At 40.6% G+C, this 18,015-nt stretch carries 11 protein-coding genes; 5 read left to right on the forward strand and 6 right to left on the reverse strand.

Annotated elements, in window-relative coordinates; genetic code table 11:
• Nucleotides 1–241: 241 nt before the first annotated feature.
• Together H6G75_RS04510 and H6G75_RS04515 are read left to right on the forward strand one after the other, a co-directional pair.
• Nucleotides 242–1,060 carry a type 1 glutamine amidotransferase gene (locus H6G75_RS04510; RefSeq protein ID WP_190978772.1) on the forward strand — a complete coding sequence of 273 codons (819 nt, stop codon included), beginning with the start codon at nt 242–244 and terminating at the stop codon, nt 1,058–1,060.
• A 554-nt stretch (nt 1,061–1,614) separates the two neighbouring features.
• Nucleotides 1,615–1,986 (forward strand): cupin domain-containing protein, encoded by a 372-nt coding sequence (locus tag H6G75_RS04515; RefSeq protein ID WP_190978773.1) that lies wholly within the window; start codon nt 1,615–1,617, stop codon nt 1,984–1,986.
• 36 nt (nt 1,987–2,022) lie between these two features.
• Here the strand turns inward: H6G75_RS04515 and H6G75_RS04520 are convergent, their stop codons facing one another.
• The 4 genes from H6G75_RS04520 to H6G75_RS04535 form a co-directional block, all read right to left on the reverse strand.
• On the reverse strand, nt 2,023–3,804 hold the full coding sequence (locus H6G75_RS04520) for an ABC transporter ATP-binding protein (RefSeq protein ID WP_190978774.1): 1,782 nt from the start codon (nt 3,802–3,804) through the stop codon (nt 2,023–2,025).
• Nucleotides 3,805–4,122: 318 nt separating this feature from the next.
• The gene (locus H6G75_RS04525; RefSeq protein ID WP_190978775.1) at nt 4,123–4,989 is read right to left on the reverse strand and encodes a GNAT family N-acetyltransferase; all 867 of its coding nucleotides are present in this window, start codon (nt 4,987–4,989) and stop codon (nt 4,123–4,125) included.
• Nucleotides 4,990–5,024: 35 nt separating this feature from the next.
• Nucleotides 5,025–7,187 carry a pentapeptide repeat-containing protein gene (locus tag H6G75_RS04530; protein ID WP_190978776.1) on the reverse strand — a complete coding sequence of 721 codons (2,163 nt, stop codon included), beginning with the start codon at nt 7,185–7,187 and terminating at the stop codon, nt 5,025–5,027.
• Between the two features lie 73 nt (nt 7,188–7,260).
• Entirely contained in the window at nt 7,261–8,268 is a 1,008-nt protein-coding gene (locus H6G75_RS04535; protein ID WP_190978777.1) for a zinc-binding dehydrogenase, read from the reverse strand.
• Nucleotides 8,269–8,772: 504 nt separating this feature from the next.
• Between H6G75_RS04535 and H6G75_RS04540 the strand changes: the two genes are divergently transcribed.
• On the forward strand, nt 8,773–9,204 hold the full coding sequence (locus tag H6G75_RS04540) for a hypothetical protein (RefSeq protein ID WP_190978778.1): 432 nt from the start codon (nt 8,773–8,775) through the stop codon (nt 9,202–9,204).
• Here H6G75_RS04540 and H6G75_RS33435 read toward each other — a convergent pair whose 3' ends face one another.
• Entirely contained in the window at nt 9,205–9,327 is a 123-nt protein-coding gene (locus tag H6G75_RS33435; RefSeq protein WP_277884069.1) for a hypothetical protein, read from the reverse strand.
• A gap of 65 nt (nt 9,328–9,392) precedes the next feature.
• On the opposite strand from H6G75_RS33435, the gene H6G75_RS04545 reads away from it, so the two are divergent.
• Both H6G75_RS04545 and H6G75_RS04565 read left to right on the forward strand, forming a co-directional pair.
• Nucleotides 9,393–13,334, forward strand: coding sequence for a S8 family serine peptidase (locus tag H6G75_RS04545; RefSeq protein WP_277884070.1), 3,942 nt, complete (start codon nt 9,393–9,395; stop codon nt 13,332–13,334).
• A gap of 120 nt (nt 13,335–13,454) precedes the next feature.
• Complete coding sequence (locus H6G75_RS04565; protein ID WP_190978779.1) at nt 13,455–14,369, forward strand: DUF4351 domain-containing protein; 915 nt, start codon at nt 13,455–13,457, stop codon at nt 14,367–14,369.
• 113 nt (nt 14,370–14,482) lie between these two features.
• On the opposite strand, the gene H6G75_RS04570 is transcribed toward H6G75_RS04565, so the two are convergent.
• Nucleotides 14,483–17,074: a GAF domain-containing protein gene (locus H6G75_RS04570; RefSeq protein WP_190978780.1), complete on the reverse strand. Its 2,592-nt coding sequence runs from the start codon at nt 17,072–17,074 to the stop codon at nt 14,483–14,485.
• Nucleotides 17,075–18,015: the final 941 nt, after the last annotated feature.

The raw sequence follows: 18,015 nt of genomic DNA on the forward strand, positions 1-18,015 counted from the left end.
AAATTGCACAAAAACAGTGTAACTGTTTACCCAAGATTGAGTAAATTTACAGTTACCTGTGGAGATTATGGCTGTCTGACAATTACAAAACTGTGACCTAAAATACTGAAATCTGATGAAAATTGCTATACGTCCATGCAAAAATATAGCAGGGGACAGAGAACAGAGTAAAAAGTCTTTTACGGATTCTGCAATCCTAGAAAGAAAAAAGTTATAAATTACCAGTTATGAGTAAAGAATTATGACTTCTGAAAAATTAGAATTAACAATTGGTTGGTTGTATCCCACCTTAATGAGTACCTATGGCGATCGCGGTAATGTTATCACTATAGAACGCCGCGCTCAATGGCGGGGATACAGCGTTAAAGTATTACCTCTAGACCAAAATTCCACCGCCGAAGATATTAAATCTGTAGATGTGATTGTGGGTGGTGGCGCACAAGACCGTCAGCAAGAAATTGTAATGCGTGATTTGCAAGGGTCGAAAGCTGAAGCAATGCGCGAAAAAATCGCCAATGGTACACCAGGAGTTTTTACTTGCGGTTCACCCCAACTGCTAGGACATTATTATGAACCAGGATTTGGACAACGAATTGAAGGGTTAGGAATTCTTGATTTAGTATCCATTCATCCTGGGGAAAATACCAAACGTTGCATTGGTAACTTGGTAATTGAAGTTACAGCCTCCCGCCTCGCCAAAGATTTAGAAGAGATGACTGGTAGCAAACCTTATCTTGTCGGGTTTGAAAATCATGGCGGACGCACCAAGTTAGGTAAAGTAGAAGCCTTGGGACGGGTGGTGTATGGTTTAGGCAATAATGGCGAAGATGGTACAGAAGGTGCATTTTATCAGAATGCGATCGCTACTTATTCTCACGGCCCCCTGTTACCCAAAAATCCCTTTGTCGCTGACTGGTTAATTCAAACTGCATTGCGGCTAAAGTATCAACAACCTATTACACTCAAGCCACTAGAAGATGACCTTGCAATCCAAGCACGAGAAGCTATGTTCAAACGTTTGAAAGTTAGCGTAGCAACTGCGGTTACTAGCAAAGTTTGAGTCAGAATAATTTATCATTCCAGAGTCAGAAGCTGATATTCTGACTCTTTATTTTTTGGTTTTGGTATGTCATTACAACCATAGATTTGCGCTAATCAACTCGATTAAATTTCAAAATATGATTACATAAAATCTACAAAAACATAAAATTAAGAATAAATTAAAACTAATTTAAAATTAAATATCGCCATATTTATCAATATAAAATAATATTTATTTACCAGATAACTTATAGAATATTTACCGATATATCTCGCTCAAAAAATCTGTTTAATCGTATTATAAATTCTGTTATTAGTCAGTCTATGTTATACAGCAGATTTCCAGTGAGTGAATTATAGCTGTTTGCAGTTGAGACTAATACAAACCTAATCACCTGCTCTTTCTTTACATGGAAAGGGGAGTACAATTCAAAGCCTCTCTTCTGGTAAGAGAGAGGTCAAAAATGTGCTGTGTTCAACCGAGAACCGCTATATACAATTTAGTTCTCAAGGCTAGTAAAAAGTCGATTCTGAATTCTGCTGTATGTTGTTCAACTATAGATTAGTCAGAAAATGAGTATAGAGAGAATTTTCAAGAGTACTGATTTTTTCCAACCTACAGATGGTGAACCAATTCGCTCAATTGTGACGGAATCACCAGATGCAGTTGTAGTTGCTTGGTATGTCAAACCCGGACAAGAAATTGGAGCGCACATTCATCCTACTGGTCAGGATACTTGGACAATATTATCCGGCAGTGGCGAATATTATTTAGATATAGATGGTTCTCGCAAAATAATTACCGCCGGAGATGTAGTTGTAGCACCAGTCAAATGTGTTCACGGTGTTTTTAATCATAGTGATGAACCGTTTATATTCATCTCTGTGGTGACACCTTACGAGGCTGGATATGAACCTGTGACCATCAAATCATCATCAGCCTGAGTAAATCTAGCAGGACTAGGGCAAGGGTGTAAGGGTCTATGAATTATTTGCGCCTAGTTGAAGACTATAAAGATTGGCATATACTCCTTGTTGCTCTATGAGTTGTGTATGAGTGCCTTGTTCGACAATTTGTCCTTGTTGAATGACTAATACCTGATCTGCTTGGGTGACGGTGCTGAGGCGGTGAGCAATGACAAAGCTGGTACGACCTTGTAACAAACGTGCGATCGCACTCTGCACTAATGCTTCTGTACGAGTGTCAATACTACTAGTTGCTTCATCTAAAATCAAAATTCGGGGATTAATCAACACCGCACGGGCAATACTAATCAGTTGTCGCTGTCCTTGACTGAGGGGCGCACCTCGTTCACCTAATTGGGTGGCGTAACCTTGTGGTAGGGAAGTAATAAACTCATGCACATTTGCCACTTGAGCCGCACTTTCAATTTCGGCTTGGCTGGCGTAAGGAGCGCCAAAGGCAATATTTTCGGCTACAGTGCCACTGAACAAAATATTATCTTGCAAAACAATCCCAATCTGACGGCGCAAACTTGCTTGGGTGACACTCCGCACATCAATGTCATCTATTTTGACTGCCCCACCAGATACATCATAAAAACGCAATATCAAATTAATGATTGTCGTTTTACCTGAACCTGTCGGCCCTACCAGTGCAATCATTTGTCCAGGACTGGCGTGTAAATTCACGCCTTTGAGAACCAGTTGTTCTGGATTATAGCCAAAGGTGACATTCTCAAATCTCACCTCGCCTTGAATGGCTGGCATTTCTTGGGCATCCGGCGCATCTTTGAGTTGGGCTGGTTCATCTAACAGCAGGAAAATTCGCTCTAGTCCGGCAAAGGCTGATTGGGCTTGGGTGTAAAACTGACTGAGAATTTGAATCGGGCGAAAAAATTGTTGGACGTAGAGTAAAAAGGATGTCACCACACCCACAGTTGCGGCTCCAGTAACGGCAAGATAACCACCGAATGCGAGTACGCCTGCGGTGGCGAGGGTGTTGAGAAAATCAATTGAAGGTAAAAAGGCCGCAGTAATAGCCACCGCTTCGACATTGGCATCCCGGTTAGCTGCGTTGAGCAGGTCGAATTCTTGAATGTTGGTTTGTACGCGGTTAAATGCTTGGGCTTCGCGCACACTACTAATATCTTCTTCTAATTTGGCGGAAAGGTCGCCAATGGTTTGCCGGGTGACGCGGAATCTCGCTCTTGCCCAACGAGCAAATAAGCTAGTAGTAAAAATCATCAGTGGCACAACTAGGTTACTCAACAAACCGAGTTGTAAATTAATTGCCAACATCGCAATGACAATACCAATCAAACTAAAAACGTTACCCAACATTTGAGCGACGGTTTGTCCGAATGCTTGATTGACGGTATTGACATCATTTAGTAAGCGACTCATCAAATCGCCTGCTTCACTGCGGTCAAAAAAGCTAAGTGGCAAACTCTGAATTTTCAGAAAAATATCTTGGCGCAGTTGTGCCAATAATCGCTGCATAATCCAGCCGACACGCACAATTTGACCACGGGTTGCCGAAATACCAAGTACGTAGAGTAATGCTAATAGTCCTAACAGCAGCAACAAACCAGATAAATTACCTTGGGCAATTAGATGGTCAACTGACCAACCAAGTAAAAAAGGAGCGATCGCCTGAGTTGATGCACCAATGAGTACTAATGTCAAGGCAATGGGAATTTCTTTGCGATATGGTCGCAGGTATTGTAAAAATCGCCTGACGGTTGAGAGTTGCTGAGTTGCCAGTTGCTCAGATGCAACAATTGGGCTTGTACCTCTCATAAAAATTTTGGATTTGGGATTTTAGATTTTGGATTGGGAATGGCTGTCTGCGGCTGGCTAAAATTAGGGAGTTCCAACTAACAAAGATATACTATCACTGCGTATTTAGGGGAACCAGCGCGTGAGCCAGACTTGGGGGATTCTCCCCCAAACCCCCGATTGGGGGACGGTTGCGTCCCCCAAACCCCCTCCAAAATCATTTTTTCGTTTCTTGTTGAGTTATTGGCTAGTTGTGTTGTAATTTAGTTTGCTTATCTAAACCATATTGCCTTAAATCCCTCATCACAAACAGTCTCTGTTCCCTGTTCCCTATTCCCTTTATGTTGACTGAAACATCACCAAACCAAATTCTTCGCCAGTAGGACGAAAACCGATCGCCTGGTATGCTGCTAGGGCTGGATAATTTTCTCGATTGGTGAATAAGATAGCACGTTCAACTCCGTGCGATCGCGCTTCTAATAATGAGCCAGCTACTACACATTTGGCGTATCCTCTACCCCTTAAAGCTGGTGGTGTCCATACGCCACCAATCTGCACAATATCGGGTAGCCAAGCATTAAAAGTTGTATAAGCAATGGGAGTATCTTCGGCGACTAAAATCCAATGTCTTGCTCTGACTTGGCGTGCTTCTAACTCACGGCGACAATTCACGACTAAATCGGGGGTGTGGAGGTGTCCCAAAGCTTCGACATTATAGTCAGCACACCAATGGCTAAGTAAATCAAATTCTTCTGGGTAAGGTAAACGACATTCAACTTCTCCTGATGCTAAAGCTGGAGGTACTTGTAAATTTGGCAATGCCAAAGACAATAATATTTCGCTGTCATCAAGTTGAGTTGGTTGTTCAACTAGTCCCAAGACTTGCTTCGTGGCTGCAACTTGCACTGCGGGGCCTGCAATGCCCAAAATCGGGCGATGAGACTGGTTGACTACTGCTTGTACCACTTCCGCCAGATGCACTGGTGCTTGGACTATGAGCATCCCATTCCAATAATGTGCGGCGACTGCAACTATAATTTCATTAGCGATCGCAGCTATATATGTTCCCTGAAACCTTGCACCTTGGTCAAGTAACCCTGCTTCACGCCAATTTGAGCGCAAAAACATCGAAGTATCAGCGTGTTGCAACAAAAAGTTTTCTAGAAATGCTTCATCACCAGGTTCCAAGGTTCTTAAAATAGCCACAAAAAACTCCGTTGCTGAGATTATATATTGATCCTTTATTTCAGATAAATCAGTAAATTTAAGCCAGGAATTGTCCGTGAAAGTGTCCACAAAATGAGGGTAATATAAAGTACACCCAAGCTCCATTGATACCAAGCAAGAGTAGCAATAATTCCTGGTAAATGTTGGTCACGCAACCGAATATCATTAAATCCTAATCGCACTAAATTATTTAGGCTAAAGTCATAATAATTCAACCAATTCCAACGGCGATCGCTCAATAATGGCATATATCTTTCCCGAAATGTTTGATTGCGGGGAATTACTGGTAAACGTCCAATTAATAATCTTAATTGGCGGAATGTTCCATCTTCAGTGAAGTAAGAAACATCCATTAAATCATGATAGCGTCCTTGTTGATATAATCGAATTATTAAAGTGATTGGCACTGGAATAATAATTATAAATAAACAGCCCAATGTTAGCCAAGGCTGTTCGGCATTGCGGAATATAGCTAATAAACTGAAAAATTCTATACAACTAAAACCTAACAATATCGCCACAGTTTCGTAGTAAGTGGGAACTATTGGTAGAGGATGAAGACGGCGACAACGGTCTACTAACCAAAAGAGTAACCCAAAATAAGCGATCGCTACACCACCCACACCAAAAGCTAACCAAAAATTTGTGCCATAACCACTTAGTAATAGCAGTAAACTTAATGCTAACCAACTCCAAGCTTGTAATATCCATCCACCTAAAGCTAAAGGTTCACCAAAACTCAGGTGTTCTCTCAGTTGATGATATGTTTCTAAATTAATATCTGCTAAAGTTAATAACTCAGCATTGTTTTGAAATATTCTGAACTGACGACGGTTAATTATTTCTTCTACTTGAGTTGCTGAAAAACCCAAATTCATCAATCGTGTGCTAGAAGCACTATTAATATTTGTTTTCAACAACCGTTGACTTAACTCAATTAATCTGAGTCGCTGTTTGAGATATTCCAATTGATTGGCATCAGCAATTTGTTGTTGTTGGCGAAAATTCTGACTTAAATTCCGCAAAACATTTTGATTACCTTGTAAACTTGGTACACAAAACCTCTTACCAATTTGACCAAGATTTCCTAAGATTTTGGCTTGGTTAGAATTAAAACTCAATCCTGGTACATTTAAAAAAGCAGTTTTCGCAAAAATTGCATCACTAAAATCTGCTAAATTGAGAATACTAGCGCCACGTAAATTCACAGGCTGATTAAATTGAGTTTCCCGAAAACTTACGGCTTGTTCAAAAGTCGCTTCTGTCAATAACAGAAATTGATTAAAGTTGGCTTTGGTAAATTGAACTTGACCAGCAAAGCGAACATCAGCAAAATTAATATTACCTTGCCATTGTACTTTGTTAAATTTAGCCAACTGCTTAAACAAAGCTTGATTAAAGTTAGCAGATTGAACAAAAAAACTACTACGAAAATCAGCTAGTTCTTGAAATTGAGCTTGTTTAAAATTAACGTTATCAAAAAAAATCCCACCTTGAAAATTAGTTGCTTGGCGGAAAGTTGCATTCATGAAACTAACCAGACGACTAAATCTAGTTTCACTCCAGTTTGCTGATTGCAAGAAGGTGGCATTTTGAGCATCTACAGCCTGAAGAAAGAAAGTATTCAGAAAATTTACTTGTCCATTAAAGCGAGTATTTACCAGCGTTAAAGTGCCACGAAAAACATTAATTTCGCCAGAGGTATTGGTATCAGTTGCCAACAGTGAACGACAATCTTTAGAGTTAGGTAAAGCAATGGCTAGTGATTGTAGACAAATCAGACGTAAACTTTCTAATTGTGCTTGTTCAGTAGCGGTGAAAATTGGTGCGATCGCCTGAGCATATAAAGGTGTACGTAAACCCAAATCACTACCAATAAAATCGCCTTGAATTACAGAATAACTCAAGTCTAAACCCAAAGGTTTCGCACCCGCCTTTTGCAATTCTTTCCGCAGCAACTGATAAAAAGCATCTCGAAAACTGCTATTCTCTGGACGCAAATCAATCACCATCTGCCGCAAATCAACAGTTAAATTACCTTCGCGGAGTATTGGTTTACCTATTCTTTCTTGTAAAATTTCCAGTGTTAGAGGTGTGCGTTCTACTTGTGTTTGTGCGGCGACAGCAGACGCAGGTAGTGAAAAACTCAAAAATAAACCGCAGAGGAACACAAACATCAGATTATGAGCGAACCTCTGCGCTTTTCTCAGCGTATTTTGGACTGGAAGAAATAAATTACTCAAATGTCAATCATTCATCACTAATCAGCAGCACAATTTTACCCGCGATCGCACCAGTTTCAATTAATTCATGGGCTTTTGCTGCATCTTTTAACGGAAACTGATGATTAACCTGGATTTTCAGCTTTCCTTGTTCCATCCAAGTCGCGCACTGTGACAAAATTTCCCCATGATGCTGCAAACTTTCATCCAGTCCCAACAACATCGGTGTTAGCATCAATTCCAACCCAATGCGGAGATTGCGATTTCTGGCAATTTTCCACACCGTATTCGCATCAGGTTCCAGAATCGTCACAATATCACCATACACCCGCACTGCCGGAAAGGTTTTGTGAAAAGTCTCGCCACCAACAGTATCAAAAGCTAAATCTACACCTCCACCACCAGTCCAATCTAAAGTGGCTTGAACAAAATCTGTTTGTTTGTAAAATATTGGGTAATCTGCGCCAAGTTGCTGCACAAAATTCGCCTTTTCCTGAGTACTCACCGTTGTAGCAACAGCCGCACCCTTGAGTTTTGCCAGTTGTATTGCTACATGTCCAACACCACCAGCACCAGCATGAATTAGCACCCGTTCCCCTGGTTCCAATCTTCCACGTTCATATAAAGCTTCCCAAGCCGTAATCAATACTAACGGTGCGGCTGCTGCTTCCGCAAAAGACACAGATGCAGGTTTACGCGCCACAAATCGCTCATCCACAACCGTATATTCTGCATAATTACCTTGGTGTCCACCCAAGCCACCATAGCAAAAAAACACCGCATCCCCCGGACGAAACTTTTGTACACCAGCACCCACAGCCTCCACCACACCTGCGCCATCACATCCTAAAATTGCCGGCATTTGATCAGGGTAAAAAGTGCCGCGTTTACGCAGTTTCGTATCAATCGGGTTCACCCCAGCCGCTACCAAACGGACTAAAAGTTGCGTATTATCCAAAGGCACACTAGGGGTTAGTACTTCCTGTAATTGCAGTACTTCGGGACTACCAGCTGCTGTCATTAAGACGGCTTTCACAATACTTTCCTCCTGGCTGACACTAGATGCTTGTTCTTTTGCAACTTTACCAGTATTGATCTGTGTTGAGGTTATGGAAGTTTAAATTTGTTTTACTTTAGTTAAAAGTATTTCAATGTACTTAGACTTGTGTGTTTGGATTACATTTAGCAATTGCAGATTGACAGCCACGAGTTAATTATGTCAATTTTGTGATTAAACATTTTGAGTCACAAAAAATTGTGACGTTATAAGCAATATAAGATTTGATGTTCCCAAAAGAATCGTTCTAAGAGTGAGTTAGCGACTTACTGAATTTGCCACATATCTAAATACAAACGTCTGTGCAATTCGCTTTGGTGAATCAGCTTGATTTTATCATGCGATCGCCTGCATGAAATACATCAATATATGTGCGATCGCGCTGAATGAATCAGCCGGATTTTATCATGCGATCGCTCCATTGAAATAAGCAAATATTTGTTGAATTTTGCCAAGCAATTTACAACCACTTAGGAGTTAATCATGCGTAAGTTCAATGTTATTAGTGCTTTAATGTTCACCTGTTTTGTAATTTCTTCTGCACCAGCGCAAGCCCAAACTCGTACAGCGATTGCAGAATCATTCGCTTACTTGGTTAATGCAAGTCGAGTCATTAGAGGCGAATCTCCTGTAGACTCACAGCAAGCAATAAATTGGGCTAATAGCCATAATACTCGTGAAGTTAAAGATGCAATGCTACAACAAATCCAAGTTTCTCAAGGTTATTTTTCATCTGCTAGTAGTGATAATTCCTGTCAAGCTTATGCTTATTTAAAAAATACACGTTTCAGATTATTTGAAGGTCGCCATGAAGATCATTCTAGCCTAGTAAGCAAATGTTTAAATATGGATGAACCAACCTATAAGCAAGAGATTGATAAAGACTTATCTGACCTTTTTGGTTCACTGAGATAATTAGTAACTCTTAACGAATGAAGATGCAATCGCTCTTAGCAATAAGCAAGCATTTGTTTGGGCGATCGCTCCTTGTAATAAGCAATTTAGCTGATTGATAGGTTGAACTATTACTAACTTCATTATCAGTTTTCAAACACCCTATTGGATTGCATAAAACGTTAATTTCAAAACCAATAAATAACCTTATGGCTACTTTTCCTTCCGACCCATTATTTCAGAATCAATGGTATCTATACAATTACGATCAATCCACTGGTATTCGAGGTCTTGATCTCAACGTGGTTAATGTTTGGGATGACTATACAGGACGTGGTGTTGTTGTCGGTGTGATTGATGATGGATTTGATTATTTACACCCCGATCTCAATGATAATTACGATTCAAATATCGACTACGATTATAACGCTAACAATTCAAATCCCTTCGGAACTTCTAGCAACGCACATGGTACGGCTGTAGCAGGTATCATTTCTGCTGAAAAGAACGGTGTTGGTGTTGTGGGAGTCGCTTATGGTGCAAAGATTACAGGTTTTCGCGCTATTGCTATTAGTGTTGATTCTGACAGTGCCGCTAATCAATTAATTAGTGCGGTTACTAATGCTTTGCAGAACTCCGTTAATGTCGATGTTGTCAATAATAGTTGGGGATTTGGAGGATTAAGCTCTGCCCATAACCGCTTTTACGATAATTTTTATACTTTTCCCCAAGCAGGACAAGCTATCCAAAATGCTGTTGCCAATGGACGTAATGGACGAGGAACAGCTATTGTTTTTGCAGCTGGAAATAGCCGTAACACAGGAGATAATACCAACTATCACAACTTTCAAAACTCCCGGCACGTCATTACTGTAGCGGCACTTAACCGTGATGGTTCTGTATCTGACTACAGTACTCCAGGGGCTTCTATTCTCGTTTCTGCTTTTGGTAGTGGTATACCTGGCACTATCGTAACGACTGATCGCACAGGAAATGCTGGCTATAATAATTCGGGAGACTATACATACACGTTTAATGGCACTTCAGCTGCTGCTCCGATGGTATCTGGGGTAGTGGCTTTAATGTTGGAAGCAAATCCCAATTTAGGCTATCGAGATATTCAAGAAATTCTTGCCTATTCTGCCCGTAAAACAGGTTCTAGCTCCAGTTACAAAAATAATGGAGCTAAGAACTGGAATAATAAAGGTTTACACGTCAGTGATGACTATGGATTTGGCTTAGTAGATGCTCATGCTGCCGTCCGTTTAGCAGAAACTTGGCAAAAACAGAGCCGATTTAACAACGAACAGTCTTATTCTTATACTTCAGGCAATGTAGGCTTGCCCATTACAGATAATAGTGAGATTAGTTATACTGCTATCCTAGCTGCTAGTTTAGATATTGATTGGGTGGAAGTAGAACTCAATATAACTCATCCCCATCGAGGCGATTTAATTGTTGAACTTATCTCCCCCAGTAAAAAGATTACAAGCACTTTAGTTAGATATCCAGATGCTGGAGATAATATCAATTTTAGGTTTTCAAGTTCACAATTTCGGGGAGAAAATAGTGCTGGCGATTGGATACTCAGAATACGGGATTCACAGCTTACAAATACTGGGCTTTTCAACAGTTGGAAGTTAAATATATACGGGGATGTTGATACAGCTGATGACACTTATTTTTATACTAATGAGTATGGTATTGATAGCTTCAATACACTGACTGATACTTCAGGTATTGATACTATTAACGCTGCGGCTGTTAATTACGCATACCTCAACCTCAATCCAGGTTCTACAAGTAATTTGAATGGGTATGCCTTAACTATCAGTGCAGGAACTACCATCGAAAAAGCCTTTACTGGCGATGGTAACGACACAATTATCGGTAATAGTGCTACTAATTTTCTGTCTGGTGGTAGGGGTGATGACACTCTCAATGGTGACGCAGGGAACGATACCATCTATGGTGATAAAGGCAATGATCTTTTGTTAGGAGGAACAGGTAATGACCTCTTGACAGGTGGTGGTGGTGTTAACACCCTGTTAGGAGGAACAGGCGATGACCTCTATTACTTGGCTTATCTCGATCCTAACAATCCAGTAGTCAATGATTCTGGAAGCATCATTCAAGATGAATCTGGCACAGATACTTTAACGCTAACTAACTTTTCACTCAGTCTATCTAACCTTGCCAGGGTTGGTACTGCGTTAGTGATTGACCTCAACAAAGACAACAAATTCATCTTTGCTCAAGATGTCACTCTCCTCAATTTCTTTGGCACAGGCAATACCAAAGGTACTGGCTTTATTGAATACATCGCTGGTTTGGATAGTACCAGTTTTTTAAGTTTAGTTGGTAACAGTCCTAAAACTGGTACTACAGGAGACGATCGCGATCAAACTGCAATCAAAGGTACTACAGGCAATGACTATCTAGGTGGACAGACAGGAAAAGATCAGATTTATGGCTATGCAGGTAATGACATTCTCGTAGCCAAAGGTGGAAAGGATGAACTCTACGGCGGTACAGGAGATGATTTATATCTCGTCTCAGCAGCCGATGGGTTTAGAACTATCATTCAAGATGATGGCGGATATGATGCCCTCAATCTCAAAGATGCGATTATTTCTCTATCTCTACTCCAGAGTGGAAAAGTTGGACTGTACAGAAGAGATGATAACAATCTATTAATCGACCTCAATAAAGATGGTTATGCCACAGCTTCTGATGACTTAATTATCAATTTCTTTTTTGACCCCACAGCCACGGGAGCTAAAGCTGGTGTAGGCTTTATTGAGCAATTAGGCAATATATCTGGCAATGATGTTCTAAATCTATTTAACGCCTTGCCCAGAGGCGGAAGACCAGACGAAACCATTAACTATATTCCCAGTGCTGGTACAGGCAACGATACATACATCGGCACTAGTGGCAATGACGTAATCTTGGGTGGTGATGGTAATGACACTCTTGACGGTGGCGCAGGACGAGATCAACTCCAAGGCGATAACGGCAATGACATTATTTACGGAGGGGATGGAGACGATCGCCGCCCAGACTTCACTGCTGGACTGAGAGGCGGAGCAGGCAATGATTTGATTTATGGCGGCTATGGAGACGACATCATTGATGGACAAGCTGATGTTGATATTATCTTTGGCGATGAAGGTGATGACATTATCTTTGGCGGTGCTGGAAATGACAAAGTTCTCGACCCCAACGGAGATTATGCTGCCTTAAAAGGTGGCGGAGGTTATGACACCATCTATGGTGGTTTTGGTGATGACATCATTGATGGTGGTGCTGGTGATGACAGACTTTACGGAGATGAGCAATATCAAGACCTGCTCAATCAAACTCAGGGTGGTAACGATGTTATCTCTGGTGGTGCTGGGGATGACTATATTGATACAGGCTATGGCGATGATTTAGCCTGGGGACAAGATGGCAATGATGTCATTTATGGTGCTGCTGGAGTAGACCGCCTCAACGGTGATGCAGGTAATGACTTCATTGACGGCGGTGCTGGCAATGACAAAGTTGTCGATTCCAACGGAGAATATGCCGCCCTTAAAGGAGGTGCAGGTAATGACACCATCTATGGCAGTTTTGGCGACGACATCATTGATGGACAGGATGGTGATGACAAGCTTTACGGAGATGATAAAGATTTTCCTGGGCGGAATCCAACAGAAGGTGGCAATGATGAAATTTTTGGTGGCACAGGAAATGACTATATTGATACAGGCTTCGGTAATGACAAAGCCTGGGGTGGTGCTGGCAATGATACCATTTATGGCGGTGCTGGATTAGATATCCTCAGTGGCGAGGCTGGTAATGATAGCCTTTATTTAGGTTTAAATGATAATGCAGTAGATACCGTTAAATATGCCTCCGGTGATGGAACAGATACTATTTATCAGTTTGTGCGTGGTGTCGGTGGTGATAAATTGCAATTCACAGGCATTGCTAACATTGATGTCGTGAAATCAGGAACAAGTACACAACTAAGAATCGGTGATGGTCTTGCTGGTAATACAGGCTTTGGTACAGGTCAACTATTAGCCACCATATCAGGTACATCTGGCTTTATTAGTAGTGATGTAAACGTGAATTTGTTTGGAGCTAATTTCCTATTCACCTAATAGCATCTAATTAGTTACTTCATATCAAAAAACTTAAGCGATCGCTCATTTTATCTACTGATTTGGCAGGCGATCGCTTTGGTAAAATATGATAAATCATCATTGCTGATGCCATAAGGAATGACCAGATTCATCCATGACCAATTCTCCAAAGACTACCTAGAAGAACTCCTCAAACCATTCGGAACAGTCCAAGCACCAAGTCGAGTCGCAGCCGAAGTCAAAGAAATAGACGTATTATTCACACCAATTCCCGCCCAAACAGCTAACTTAAACACTTTGGGAATATTAGGCAGAATGGCGACAACACCAGCCATCTTTGAACCATTCCGCAACCCAGTATCCATCGAAGAAATTAAAGATTGTCTCTCAAAATCATTAGAAGTAAACAAGGCAATTCAGCGAGAAGCAAATCGCAGCAAAAACAAAATCTCAGACTCAGAAATTCCCCAACAATGGATACTAACGCCCACAGCATCAGAAACAATCCTTGCTGGTTTTGGTGCAGTTCTCAAATCAGATTGGGTGGAGGGAGTGTACTTTTTACCTGAATATTTGCGAACAGCCATAGTCGTAATTCATCAGTTACCATCAACTCCCGAAACCTTGTGGCTGAGAATACTAGGACGTGGTAAAGTACAGCAACGAGCGATTGATGAATTAACAGCACTACCAGCAAATCACCCCTTTCAGAGAGTGACGCTAGAATTACTTTATAGCCTGCAACAAAATTTGCGAATTAACCAAAATATCGAAACAGATGATCGGGAGTTAGTGATGAGATTAGCACCACTGTATCAGGAAGATAGAGAACGCGCTAGACAGGAAGGAATACAGCAAGGTTTACAACAAGGCGTACAACAGGGAGAACAACAGCTAATTCTGCGCCAGTTAAATCGGCGGTTGGGAGAAATCGATATGGCTTTAATCGAGCAGATTCAAAGATTATCTATTGAACAATCAGAATCGCTAGGGGAAGCATTGTTAGATTTTGCCACAGTGGCAGACTTAGAAGCTTGGTTAAATCAACAGTAAGATAGAATAAATTAATGACAAAATTTTTAATATTATTGCTTGATGAAGTGTAATTAATGCTTGATTTTAGAGACGTTTTATACAACGTCTCTACTCATATTACACAGATAATTTTACTTTTCATTAAATGTCCAAACGCCGTCATCCCAATCGAAATCAGTTGGGGGTGATTGTAGCCAATGCTGACAACGCAAAAGGTGTAACATTGCGGCTTTATCTTGGTTGTCAAATGCTAAGACCTTGGCAAATTCAGCCCTAGCATAAGTGAACTGACGCTTGAGATAATATTCACGTCCTTTGTGATAGTGTTCAATAACTTGCAATTTTTCACTGGGAATTGGGTCAGAACGTAAACCCACTAATTCATAGATAGATACTGGTTCATTTCTACCTTTGACGCGAATGTAATCTAATTCTCTCGCCCAAATATATTCTTGGCAGGGTTTAAATGTATTGTCACTCAAAATAATATCGCAACCATATTGTTTACTGACACTTTCTAAGCGAGAACCCAGGTTAACACCATCACCAATGGCGGTAAATTCCATCCGCTTACTTGAACCGATATTACCACTAATAACTGTATCGGAATTAATGCCAATGCCAATATTAATTCTTGGTTTATTCGCAGCGTAACGACGTTGGTTAAATTCATGCAACCGATGACGCATTTCTATAGATGTTTGTACCGCCATCCAAGCGTGTTCTTCTAAAGGTAGAGGTGAACCAAACACAGCCATAATGGCATCACCAATGTATTTATCGAGAGTACCTTTATGTTTAAATACGGCTTCTACCATTGATTCAAAATATTCATTTAGCATACTCACCACTTCTTCTGCTTCCAGATTTTCTGTCAAAGTGGTGTAACCGCGAATATCCGAGAACAAAATGGAAACTTCTTTGCGATCGCCTCCTAATTTGGCATCATCTAACTTGAGTAATTCTTCCGCTAATTCCTGAGTCATGTAGCGGTACATAGTACTCTTGAGGCGTTTCTCATCGCTAATATCTTCCATAACCACCAGCGCACCCCGGACTTGCTGTTGGTCGTTAACATCGGCTATGGAATTAATCGATAAATTAATACTGTGTTGTTCTTGTTCTGTACCAGTGCTGATGAGTGTGCGGTCAGGATAATATTGCTGACGGCGTTTGATATCATCTCCGTGTAAAGCGTCTTGAAACCATTTGCTAAAGTCGCCTTCTTTAATGGCGATCGCTTCATCAATTAATTTCCCTTCTAGACGTTCTTCAGCTTCTACACCTAGCAAGCGTTTCGCACTTTCATTGGCAGCAATAATACAACCTGATTTATCGGTAGAAATGACACCATTAGAAAGACTCCGCAAAATATCTCGCTGCATTTGTTCTTGTTGCTTAACTGTGGCAAACAACTGAGCATTTTGCAGCGCCACCCCAGCTTGAATATTAAAAGCTTCCATGAAATCTTCGTCATTGCGGTCAAAGCTGGCTTGGAAGCATTCTGGGGCTTTTGGCCATGTGGCTGGATTATAAAGCGGAAAATCACCCGATTTCTTTTTATTTACCAACTGTGTAACACCAATCAATTGTTGATCGGCGTTAAACACTGGCATACACAATAAGCTACAGGTACGGTAGCCATTTTGTTGGTCAAGTTGTTTGGCTGTTTCTGAGTCGGGATTGTCGTACAAATCAAAAGGAATATTTAGGGTTTTGCCAGATGCAGCCACTATCCCCGCAAAACCTTTACCAATGGGTACACGCAATTCTCTTTTTGTCCCATCATCTTGAGTAATTTTCGTCCATAATTCATGGCGATCGCGATCAATTAACCACAAGGTACTGCGATCGGCATTCATCAGTTCTTTGGCTTCGTCCATTACCCGCTTCAGGGTATCTTCTAAATCTAGACTGCTTTGGCTCAAAGACTTGATTGCTTTCATCAACGCCGCCGCCGCTCTTTGTTTTTGCGTCGCCATATAAAAAGAGCGCGAAGATTCTAAAATTAGGCGAATTGAAGGCGCAAATTCTTGAAATAACTGTTCGTCACTACTTGTAAAACCTTTTGAATCAATTCGCTCTGCTAAGGGAGCGTTGATATCGTGGATGGACTTTAATTTATTCAGTAACTGCACTACTGCTACTAACTGCCCTTGTTCATTTAACAGTGGCAAGGCCAGCATTGTATAGGTACGGTAGCCAGTAACTTTTTCTTGTGCTTGGGCAAATATTGACCGGGGGTCGTTATAAAAATCAAACGGAATATTAACTACTTGTTTGAGGGTGGCGACTTCACCCGCAATTCCTTTATCGGCTGGGATGCGAATTTCTAAGGAGCGATCGCCTTCTCCCGCAGCTACAATTGACCATAATTCCTGTTTTTCTTCATCTAACAAAAATATAGTCGTACGGTCTGCTCCTAATAATTCCCCAGTTTTTAAGGTAATCGACTGCAACATTTCTTGCAGGATTGTCTCAAACCCATGAGAATCCAACATTGACAGGGTTTGATGTACAATCTGTAGCTTATGCTCAACCTCAGTCACCACTTGTTTAAAAGTGTCCTGAGTCAAGGGAGCAAGAAAAGTAGAAATAGTTCCTTTTCTTCTGGCAAGAGCACCCACAGGAGCTGAATTGGGTTGTAATTGTTGATTTTCTTGGTTGTGAACACCAATAATTAAATCAGCGGTCTCCCCAACACCACGTTGATGCACTGTCATAAGTAGTTTTTTATAGCAAGAATTAGACTTTAGGAATAATTAACAATGTCATTAATTTTATTTATGTATAGCTCAAAGCTATACAAGGATTGACATTACCCACAGTTTAATCGCTTGTTGAGCAAGCGTCATCCTGCTTTACCCCTGTCTTTGCCAATCCTCGGTTTGATGGCAGTTGGGCGTAAACAAATATAGTTCTTTTTCTGGCCATGTTCTTTGCTGAAGATACGATAGCGAAAAGTTAGCTGTGATTCGGAATCTTGGTGGATGAGACTAAATTCCGTCAGCTGTGATTGATCTGGCAAACAATATCTATGAGACTAGTATTTTGATAATTCCCAAAGTTTTGGCTAAACTAACAGCCCTAATTTTTGGAAAGATGGTAGTTCCCTGTAATACTGTAATTTTATCAATTTTTACAATTTCTTGAGTCTAAATCAATCTTGGACAAATTGCTCAATGGCAATGATACTTAGTTGGGCAATACTGAAAATGAGTTTCTACCCCTTAGTGACTGTCAATTAAACTAGGTACAAGAAAGACAAGGTGATTAACAATTCCGTACTCAGGAGTCAGAATTCAGTATTTAAAAGCAATGCAGCCTAATTAATCTATTGACGGACAAGTATTTGAATAAATTCTTCAACATTCTGACTCCTGAATTCTTCCCAGGGGAAACATTAAGTTTAGGAGCTGAAATTCTGAATGCTTTAATTTATATAGGGTTGCTATACTTGGGAAGTTAAATCCGACCATAACAAATTTTTAATTTATCAAAAAGAGTAATTAGCATTTATTTAGGAACAAAAGTTTAGACACATAGCAGGTGCAAAAAATCTATCTTTGGACAAATGAAAATCCGCTAAATTTTCGTATTAAGTTTAAAGTAGTTTTTAATGGCTTGTTAAAGAAATATAACATTATTCAAACCCATAACATAG

The organism is Nostoc sp. FACHB-280, from assembly GCF_014697615.1.
GTDB lineage: Bacteria > Cyanobacteriota > Cyanobacteriia > Cyanobacteriales > Nostocaceae > Nostoc_B.

What these genes read in the sequence shown, in the direction of transcription:
- H6G75_RS04510 (WP_190978772.1), top strand. Translation starts at nt 242, where the DNA reads ATGACTTCTGAAAAATTAGAATTAACAATTGGTTGGTTGTATCCCACC.
- H6G75_RS04515 (WP_190978773.1), top strand. Translation starts at nt 1,615, where the DNA reads ATGAGTATAGAGAGAATTTTCAAGAGTACTGATTTTTTCCAACCTACA.
- H6G75_RS04520 (WP_190978774.1), bottom strand. Translation starts at nt 3,804, where the DNA reads ATGAGAGGTACAAGCCCAATTGTTGCATCTGAGCAACTGGCAACTCAG.
- H6G75_RS04530 (WP_190978776.1), bottom strand. Translation starts at nt 7,187, where the DNA reads ATGTTTGTGTTCCTCTGCGGTTTATTTTTGAGTTTTTCACTACCTGCG.
- H6G75_RS04540 (WP_190978778.1), top strand. Translation starts at nt 8,773, where the DNA reads ATGCGTAAGTTCAATGTTATTAGTGCTTTAATGTTCACCTGTTTTGTA.
- H6G75_RS33435 (WP_277884069.1), bottom strand. Translation starts at nt 9,327, where the DNA reads ATGAAGTTAGTAATAGTTCAACCTATCAATCAGCTAAATTGCTTATTA.
- H6G75_RS04545 (WP_277884070.1), top strand. Translation starts at nt 9,393, where the DNA reads ATGGCTACTTTTCCTTCCGACCCATTATTTCAGAATCAATGGTATCTA.
- H6G75_RS04565 (WP_190978779.1), top strand. Translation starts at nt 13,455, where the DNA reads ATGACCAGATTCATCCATGACCAATTCTCCAAAGACTACCTAGAAGAA.
- H6G75_RS04570 (WP_190978780.1), bottom strand. Translation starts at nt 17,074, where the DNA reads ATGACAGTGCATCAACGTGGTGTTGGGGAGACCGCTGATTTAATTATT.